This window comes from Brasilonema sp. UFV-L1 (genome assembly GCF_012912105.1).
Classification (GTDB): Bacteria; Cyanobacteriota; Cyanobacteriia; order Cyanobacteriales; family Nostocaceae; genus Brasilonema.
Genome location: NZ_QMEA01000209.1, coordinates 1 through 8782, shown reverse-complemented (window position 1 = coordinate 8782; position 8782 = coordinate 1). Strand labels below are relative to the sequence as shown.

The following is an 8782-nucleotide window of genomic DNA, read 5'->3' as shown; positions in this document are numbered from 1 at the left end:
CATTTACGTCATTTCCAAAAATACAGCATTTACGATCGCACCTGCGGAATGTGGGTTTTAGGGGTCGAGTTAAGTACACGTTAACGTCTCTCCGTTCTGGAGGAACAACCGTAGTTGAGGTTGAGCCCTTGATATCTGCACATTACTGATCATGCTTATGTTTGATACTTTGCTACTTTCTTGTACGCAACACTATTGCGGGTAGGGAAAAATCAAGCATGCATTCAGGGTCTTTGTGTCCGTTTTTGTTCGTATCTCCGCTCAACCTCAAACAGACTTATTTACTTATTTTGATGACTTTTCCAATGCCTCGATCCGCTGTAGCAAGCTCTTGAGGGAGGTTCCAGAAACCACAATATCACCAGACTCTCCATCTAGTTTGATGGTCACTTCACCACCAGAGTTCAGGAAGCGAGCAGAACTGTCATCGAAAATTTGGGTAGAAACCCCGTCCTTCTGGGACGGCTTTGCATTTTGTCTTTTACCATTACCGCCTTGGGGTTACTAAATTCGGTGTACTTTTGCAATGTACTTTCAATGGGACAGTTACCATTTCAAATCGTTCGCCCTGTACGCATAACGGTTTTGCTCCGTTCGGCGTTAGCCGTGGCGTTAGCCATAGAGCCTTCCCTTCCGGGAGTAAAGTTAGCTGAACCTAAGAGGTTCCGCTTCGCTAACGACAAAGTTAACGGTCGGTACTATACCAAAGACACTGGCTTAACCCTATAAACCTGTTTAATCCTTGATTTCTAGAGCTTGGAACTAGCTGAGCATTCCAAGGTAGGAACTTAAACACTTGCCGTTAACGTAGTACGCAAGGTACTGAGTCTGGTCAACTAAACCTATTAGTTTGAGGCTGGAAGCCCCTTACCTTTAGGTAGGGGTGTTGACACGCTTCTATCTCAACGCGAGCTTTACCTGCATCAGAAAGAAGTACTACATCGCCATCGTGACCATTACCACCCAAGTTGATGGTGCCCTTGGCACCATCAACTTGAACAGTGGATTTACCTGTGTAATCGAAGAGAGTCAAATCACCTACGTGACCATTTCCACCTGCGTTGATGTTGCCCTTGCCACCATCAACATAAACAGTAGACTTACCTTCTTTATCGAAGAGAACCAAATCACCTACGTGACCATTTCCACCTAAATTGATGTTGCCGTTGCCACCATCAACATGAACAGTGGACTTACCTTCCTTATCAAGGAGGGTCAAATCACCTTCGTGACCATTTCCACCTGCGTTGATGTTGCCCTTGCCACCATCAACATAAACAGTGGACTTACCTTCTTTATCAAGGAGAACTAAATCACCTACGTGACCATTTCCACCTAAATCGATGTTGCCGTTGCCACCATCAACATGAACAGTGGACTTACCGTCCTTATCGAAGAGAATCAAATCACCTTCGTGACCACCGCCACCTGCGTAGATGTTGCCTTTGTCTCCAACTAAGGAACCAGTCACAGCACCCTGTGAATCTTTAACCTCAATAAGGGTGGCGTCATCTGCGAATGCAGCTGGTGCTACTTGAATAAAGCTGAACCCTACAAGAAGAAGGCAGCAGCATACAGCTTTTAGAAGTCCGAGCTATGGTGAACGATTCATACATATCCTCCAATTCGGAACAATGTTAAATAGTTACAGCATGCCTAACAGTAGTTGTGAGTACTATACTTATGATAGTTACTCGATAACCGTAGAATTACTGTAATCACCATAAATTCTACTCCATAACCGGGCTTAAAGAAAACATTTAGCCATTTAAAATTCAAAATCAAAATTCAAACAAAATCAAAATTCAAAATTTCAGAAACTAAATCAATGGAAACCGGTAGGCGAACCCCATCCGTCAGGGGAGAATTGTGATATACTCCCACACTGTATGCGAAGCATGAGTGTCGGGCTTTTTTGGTTCAAGCAAAAAGAGAAACCTTGATAAACTCTTTGTCAAAAGTACAAAAGACTATCAAGGTTTTCATTGACAACTGTATAAATCTGCCTCTGGTACACCCAAAAGAAAGCGCTTGTCAATGCATAAGTTACATTTTATCCAATTCCTTGCGTAGCGAATCCAACTCAGCATCAACCACTTCATTATTATTATTATTTGATTTTGAAGCAGTGGTTTGTTGTGGTAGTGCTTGTTGATTTGGTGAGGTGCCTGATAGAGAAGCTTTCAAAGCGGCCAATTCATCATCAACATCGCTACTACCTTCCAAAGCTGCAAATTGGCTTTCTAGATCGGCACCCGCCAATTCACCTGCTGATTGGGCGCGGGCTTCTTGCATCAACACTTTTTCTTCCATGCGTTCAAAAGCAGCCGTTGCACTACTGGTATTCATACCACGTACCATGCCTTGGAGTTGCTCTTGAGCTTTGGCAGCTGTAATCCGGGCTTTAAGCATTTCTTTCTTGGTCTTCGCCTCAGAAATTTTGCTTTCTAGTTGGATTAAGTTGCGCTTGAGAGTCTCGACCTGAGCAGTTTGCTGATCTAGACTAGCTTTGAGTGCATTTGACGTATCAGTAAAAGTCTTTTTACGCTCCAGTGCTTGCCTTGCTAGGTTTTCATCACCTTTTTGCAGGGCAAGTTGCGCATTGCGCTGCCACTTATTGATTTCATTTTGAGCATCATTGTACTGTTTTTCAGTCCGTTTTTGGGCTGCTATTGCCTGAGCAACGCCCTGACGCAGCTGTACCAAGTCCTCTTGCATTTCTACAACGGCTTGTTCGAGCATTTTTTCAGGATCTTCAGCTTTACTGACCAAGTCGTTGAGGTTAGCACTGACGACTCGCTTAATGCGATCAAATAATCCCATAATTTTGTTTTTCCTTTTTTGATTTACGCGCCTAGTTGGGTAGTTAGCTTTTTTACTATTTCATAGCTACTTATTTCAATTTAATCCTTCCGGTTTGGATTGGAACTTCCTAAGGGCGTTCCTATTTTTTAAGATACGCTCCAAATTGGATCATTGCCCAATCTCTATCAGTCTGAAGTTTTTGGTAGCTGCTGTCTTTTTTCTGATTCAGTCGAAAGCTGTGCTTTCATCGCTGCAAGTTCAGCATCAACATCACGACTCTGTTCCAAAGAAGCAAATTGATGACGCAAATCATCTGTACTCATTGTGGAGATGGCTTCTGTTTGAGCTTCTAGCTGCAAAACTTTTTCTTCCATCTGCTCAAAGGCTTTGATATTATCTATGCTGGAAGTCCCGCCCAACATTTCTTGAAGTTTATATGATGCTTCAGCAGAACGGGCACGCGCAATATACATATCTTTTTTTGTTTTTGCTTCACCAATTTTTAGCTCTAGCGTCCGCATATCTTTCTTAAGTCTAGCGACAATGGTACTTTGTTCCTCTATCTGAGTGGCAAGGGTTTGAGCCGTTTCTTGATATGCTCGACGTTTAGTCAAAGCCAAGCGTGCTAGAGATTCGTTACCTTGTTGGAGTGCTAGTTGAGCGCGGCGATACCATTCTAGTGCTGTAGACTCAGCACTAGTAATTTGTCGTTCAGTACGTTTTTGGGTGGCGATCGCACTTGCTACTGCTTGTCGCAATTGCACCAAATGTTCTTGCATCTGTTGAACAGTTTGTTCCAGAATCTTTTCTGGATCTTCTGCACTGACAACTACACTATTGAGGTTGGCGCGAATCACCCGCATCATACGGTCAATTAGTCCCATATTGGACCTCCATTCAATTTTCAGTAGAGGGTATAAAGGTTAACAGTGATCAGTGATCAGTTATCAGTTAGAAGAAGAATTCAGCAATTTTGAATTCAGTATTCAGAACAAAGAAATAAAGAATTTAGTTTTTCGACTTCCGACTCCTGACTCGGTGACTCCTTCACGCAGGCGGAGCCGCTGGTGGCTCCGCTCCTGACTCGGTGACTCCTTCACTGTTCACTGTTCACTGTTGAGTGATAACTGATTAGCTCAGCCCTACCTTTACTCCCCTACATCTTCTATTTGATGTCTGTTTTCAAAAGGAAATCAACTGCCTAAAGGCTACTCAATTCTGGCATTAACGCCTTTTGCTTGTAGCTCTTCGAGCAGTGTTTTTGCTTGCTTTTTGCTCTTTAGGGCACCCAGATAAATAATTTTACCGTCAGCTGATAAGTAAGCATCGGGAACGATTTGCCGTGCAGAGGCAAAAGCGCGATCGCCTTGATTATCTATAACTACATGATAAAACCCATCTGCTGATGGTTTTATTTCTGCATCTGGCTTTTGTTGAGTCTTTAACGCTTCTTGGGAAGTTGTTACCTCTGAAGATGGTGTAGAATCTAGTCCAAGTGTGGACTGTACATTTGGTTTTGTGGCTGGATTGGTTGGGTTTTTAGCTGTGCCTGGGTTAGTGAATGCTGTTGGTTTGGATTGGGGTTTTAAGCCAACAACATCATTGGGATTTTTCACCTCTGGAAACTCATCTGTCGCTAAATTAGGATTTTTGGGTATGGGTGTAAGAGTGGGTTGAGCGACTGTTTTCACATTGTTGTTAATTTCTACTGTATTGTCTGCTGTATTTTCCGCAGTCGTGGGCGCATTCTGTTGAAACAATCCATTGAAACTAAATTGTGGTATACTTTTATGATTCAAGACGACATACCCCAGTGTCAGACTTCCTAATAGTAGGAGTAGCATAGAGCCAATGCCTAAGGGAGATAGTAAACTGTTGTCAGAATTGGTCGGCTTGTGAGTTTTTGGTTCTTCTTCTGTAAAACTTCTCAGCAACGCTTCAGACGATTCTAAATAGTCATTTGGTTGTTTGCTTGTGTGATCTTCTGACTGTGCAATATTTACACTCTGAGTCTGACCTTGTTCTTTAATTTGTGTATGTACGATAATGGTATTTGCTGCTGGAGTCGTTGGTGCTTCAGCAGAATTGCTTGGAGTTGAATCTATATGAGATTGTAGATGTTGTGTCTTTGAGGAAATTGATGTGTACGGCTGTGAGGTTTGAGGTGGTAACAAAGTATCGAGTGTTGCTGCTGATGCACTCACCTGATCTTGAGTCTGTTCCAGAGATTTCGGCGGATTAATTTCCGTTTCTGCCAGAAGAGATTCCTCTTGATCCCAAGTACTTGGGTTATCTGTTTTAAGAGTTGCCAAATCAATGTTGTGGAAACTCTCTTCAAAATTGTCCTGTGCAGATAATTGAGTTTTGCTTCCTGTTGTACTTGTAGCAGTGAACTGTTGAATTTGAGTGCTGATGGGAATGCTGACACGAGGCTGGTTTGGAGTTCTGTATCCAGCCTGTGTACGTCGGTATCTAGCTAATTCTTGATCTAATTGGACTTCCAAACTAGCTAATGCTGCTTTTAGTGGTGACTTCAACCCTGTTGTTTTAGAAGATTGAACACCCTCAACTAGGGGGTTTTGACTCATTGTGTCTGTTTGCCTCAAACTTAGAATGTCGGATTAATTTAAAAATATATTTTTGCCAATCAGGTGCGAAAAATATCATAGATCTATAGCACCTGTGTTGCAATTGTTGCCAAGGTTGGTCACATGTCGTTTAAATCGGTTAATGATATTCTAGGGGTTTTGGCAGCTCAGACGAAATGGCAAGAGCAGCCATTTCAACGTTTGCTCACGTGTTGGACTGAAGTCGTAGGGGCAGCTACTGCTGCTCACACTCAACCATTATCGCTCCAGCGCGATGTATTACGGGTGGCAACTTCTAGCGCAGTTTGGGCACAAAACCTAACTTTTGGGCGTCAGCGCCTGATTTTAAAGTTGAATGAAAAATTGTCAATTGGTTTGAGGGATATTCATTTTTCTACAGCCGGATGGCGGCGTCCTCAAAACGATCGCAAGGAACAACAAACAATATCACTACGCGAACATCCCAGTTATGTGGGTGATGAAATTAAGATAGACGATGATGTGACGCCCAAAGCAGTTGATGCTAATGCTGCTTTTCAGAATTGGGCGAAAACAGTGCAAGCGCGATCGCACAATTTACCTCTTTGTCCTCTGTGTGATTGTCCCACCCCACCAGGCGAACTTCAGCGCTGGGGTGTCTGTTGTGTGTGTGCTGCTAAGCAATCTTGAACAAGAACACCAGAACACAGAAATCAGAATGCAATGAGTAACGGGCACGACAATACCGTGCTTCTACGGCATGCGGTTTTCTGTAAGTCATAATCGCCATCATGCCTGAGGAATATTTCATCAATTCTTCAGTGAGATTTTTATCAAAAAACTCTTGCGATTCTGTGATGAGTTGCTGAGTATAATAATTTTTTTGTAACTCACTTCATCTTCCTAAAGATAGAAAATTTCTCCGATTGACATGTGATTTTGGCTACGCTTCAATAACGTCAATTCTTTCAAAAGATAGAGTTAATTTTACCTTCAAAAGTGTCTCTTGAGACTGAAGTTCCAAGGCTCATCGAATCGTTATATTCATGATTAACTTTGATCCCCAATTATTTTCAGCGTAAACAAACCATGCTTAATACACTGCAACCAATGTATCACTTTGTTAACAAAAAAAATGAAAATATAACACAAACCTAAAAAGATTATAAAGTTAATTTTTTTGTTGGGATCGCTAGGATCTAGTGAAATCACGGGTTTTAGCTGAAACTGACATTTGTTGTAGAGACGCAAAATAAAAGGAAGAAAATTAGCCCTAAAACGGCACTAAAGGCACTAAATATGAAACAGATAAAATCATTGACTTCTGCCTGTAGATATTGTCGTTATTACAATCTAGAGGGACGTCGCGGCGGATTCTGCCAACAGTTGGGAGCACCAGTTAGAGGAAACTGGAAGGCTTGTTCTTTGGCGCTCCCACCGTTTGCTCCCTCTTGGGAAAATTTAGAAGATGTTTGGAGTTTGCCAGATGCAACATCAGTCTTAGCTTCAGGTTTAAACAAACCTGCGGTTGCTCCTGTTGAGAAAACAGCTCCTGAGTGCTCTTCTGAAAAGACGAAAGTTGAGGCTATATTAATATAGCTTTCTTTTGCCAAAACAGGAAAAGTCAAATCGCTGAAGCACCATTTTAGTGCTGTTTTAGGCGAATTGGTTCATACCTCTTTTTGTGGAAGAGAAGTTAGACTTAGACCCTTAAGAAGCGAATATTTCACACTTCACTTTGTGAAAGTGACATACATAGGGCTAGCCATGAATTATTATCAACTTACGAAAGTCGTGCATCGAAAATAAAATTCGCTTTTAATATCTATAGGTCGTCAAAAGAGCCATGATACCTAAAAAATCGCGCCTTTTATCAAAGGTGCGATTTTTGTGTTTTTAGGGTAGCCAAGGATATTGACGAAAGTTAGGTGAACGCTTTTCTAAAAATGCTTGTTTTCCCTCTCGTCCTTCTTCTGTCATGTAATAGAGTAAGGTGGCATTACCAGCTAATTCTTGCAAACCAGCTTGTCCATCACAGTCAGCGTTAAATGCTGCTTTTAGGCAGCGAATAGCTATGGGGCTTTTTTCTAAAATCTCTCGCGCCCACTGGATACCCTCAGTTTCAAGTTGTTCTATTGGAACAACGCAATTGACTAAGCCCATTTCTAGTGCTTGCTGTGCATTGTACTGTCGGCAGAGAAACCAGATTTCTCGCGCTTTTTTTTGTCCAACAATACGGGCAAGATAGCTAGCACCAAAACCTCCATCAAAACTACCAACTTTAGGACCAGATTGTCCAAAGATGGCGTTATCAGCCGCAATAGTCAAATCACAAATTAAGTGAAGGACATGTCCTCCACCAATTGCATACCCAGCAACAAGGGCAATAACCACTTTTGGCATGGAACGAATCAAGCGTTGTAAGTCCAACACGTTCAAACGTGGTACACCATCATCGTCTACGTAGCCAGCGTGTCCTCGCACACTTTGGTCACCTCCTGCACAGAAAGCGTACTTACCATCAGTATCTGGACCAGCACCAGTAAATAGGACAACACCGATACTCGTATCTTCGCGTGCATCACAGAAAGCGTCATACAGTTCAAAAACAGTTTTGGGACGAAAGGCATTTCGTTTGTGAGGACGGTTGATAGTAATTTTGGCAATGCCATCAGCTTTGTGATAAAAAATGTCTTCGTAGGTTTTAGCTATTTGCCAGTTAATTTGCATGGCGACAAAGAATGACTTAACTTCAGCTTAAAGATTGTATCAGGAGCTGCTATATGAAATTTCTAAAACCTCATTTCAACTGCCTGAATCTTTGCAGTTTTAGCGTTGTGATACATATCATCAACTATAAGAAACCGACTTCATAACCTGCAATGATAATATGTGGACAAATTTACTCCCAAATATAAGCGAAGGTTGAAATTTTTCTGCTCATAGTTGGGGTCATATTATCACAATCCCTTATTTGTATAATTGGGATAATCACAATCAAGTAGATATTAAACAATTTGAAGAGGTTATGTGAAAAATAAGCGCCCACCTGGTTTATTAGCAATTGTCATTTACAAGACTTTTGTCGCTTCACTCTTAGCTGTTACTTCTATCGCTTTGCTATTAGCACTAAAAAATTACCAAAACTTAGCTGCATTTTCTGACTCTTATGTTTTAGAAACTAAACTGAAAATTATTGAATGGCTCATAGATAAAATTTTAAATATTAGTCCTAAAAAACTAGAGTTTAGCGGAATAGCGATTGGAATTTACGCGATGATCACAGGAATTGAAGCAGTTGGTTTGTGGTATGAAAAATCTTGGGCTACACTGTTAGTCCTGGGACTAGTTGGCATTAGTATACCTCCAGAAATCTTTGAGTTATTGACACTCCCCTGGCTACGTGAATA

At 41.6% G+C, this 8782-nt stretch carries 8 protein-coding genes; 3 read left to right on the top strand and 5 right to left on the bottom strand.

What is annotated here, in order from left to right:
* Positions 1-832: 832 nt before the first annotated feature.
* The 4 genes from DP117_RS32270 to DP117_RS32255 all read right to left on the bottom strand — a co-directional run bounded on the left by DP117_RS32270 (position 833) and on the right by DP117_RS32255 (position 5393).
* Complete coding sequence (locus DP117_RS32270) at positions 833-1471, bottom strand: hypothetical protein (protein ID WP_169222252.1); 639 nt, start codon at positions 1469-1471, stop codon at positions 833-835.
* Between the two features lie 575 nt (positions 1472-2046).
* Positions 2047-2823 carry a PspA/IM30 family protein gene (locus DP117_RS32265; RefSeq protein ID WP_169222251.1) on the bottom strand — a complete coding sequence of 259 codons (777 nt, stop codon included), beginning with the start codon at positions 2821-2823 and terminating at the stop codon, positions 2047-2049.
* Between the two features lie 167 nt (positions 2824-2990).
* Positions 2991-3689, bottom strand: a complete 699-nt coding sequence (locus DP117_RS32260; RefSeq protein ID WP_169222250.1) for a PspA/IM30 family protein — start codon at positions 3687-3689, stop codon at positions 2991-2993.
* A gap of 324 nt (positions 3690-4013) precedes the next feature.
* Complete coding sequence (locus tag DP117_RS32255; RefSeq protein ID WP_169222249.1) at positions 4014-5393, bottom strand: hypothetical protein; 1380 nt, start codon at positions 5391-5393, stop codon at positions 4014-4016.
* A gap of 123 nt (positions 5394-5516) precedes the next feature.
* On the opposite strand from DP117_RS32255, the gene DP117_RS32250 reads away from it, so the two are divergent.
* Positions 5517-6062 (top strand): DciA family protein, encoded by a 546-nt coding sequence (locus DP117_RS32250; protein ID WP_169222248.1) that lies wholly within the window; start codon positions 5517-5519, stop codon positions 6060-6062.
* A 609-nt stretch (positions 6063-6671) separates the two neighbouring features.
* Positions 6672-6971: a hypothetical protein gene (locus DP117_RS32245; protein ID WP_169222247.1), complete on the top strand. Its 300-nt coding sequence runs from the start codon at positions 6672-6674 to the stop codon at positions 6969-6971.
* Positions 6972-7268: 297 nt separating this feature from the next.
* On the opposite strand, the gene menB is transcribed toward DP117_RS32245, so the two are convergent.
* Positions 7269-8102: a 1,4-dihydroxy-2-naphthoyl-CoA synthase gene (menB, locus tag DP117_RS32240; RefSeq protein ID WP_169222246.1), complete on the bottom strand. Its 834-nt coding sequence runs from the start codon at positions 8100-8102 to the stop codon at positions 7269-7271.
* Positions 8103-8402: 300 nt separating this feature from the next.
* On the opposite strand from menB, the gene DP117_RS32235 reads away from it, so the two are divergent.
* Positions 8403-8782: DUF2127 domain-containing protein (locus tag DP117_RS32235; protein WP_169222245.1), on the top strand; the 380-nt coding region annotated here is incomplete at its 3' end.

Coding starts and splice junctions, on each gene's coding strand:
- DP117_RS32265 (WP_169222251.1), bottom strand. CDS start 2,823: ATGGGATTATTTGATCGCATTAAGCGAGTCGTCAGTGCTAACCTCAAC.
- DP117_RS32260 (WP_169222250.1), bottom strand. CDS start 3,689: ATGGGACTAATTGACCGTATGATGCGGGTGATTCGCGCCAACCTCAAT.
- DP117_RS32255 (WP_169222249.1), bottom strand. CDS start 5,393: ATGAGTCAAAACCCCCTAGTTGAGGGTGTTCAATCTTCTAAAACAACA.
- DP117_RS32250 (WP_169222248.1), top strand. CDS start 5,517: ATGTCGTTTAAATCGGTTAATGATATTCTAGGGGTTTTGGCAGCTCAG.
- DP117_RS32245 (WP_169222247.1), top strand. CDS start 6,672: ATGAAACAGATAAAATCATTGACTTCTGCCTGTAGATATTGTCGTTAT.
- menB (WP_169222246.1), bottom strand. CDS start 8,102: ATGCAAATTAACTGGCAAATAGCTAAAACCTACGAAGACATTTTTTAT.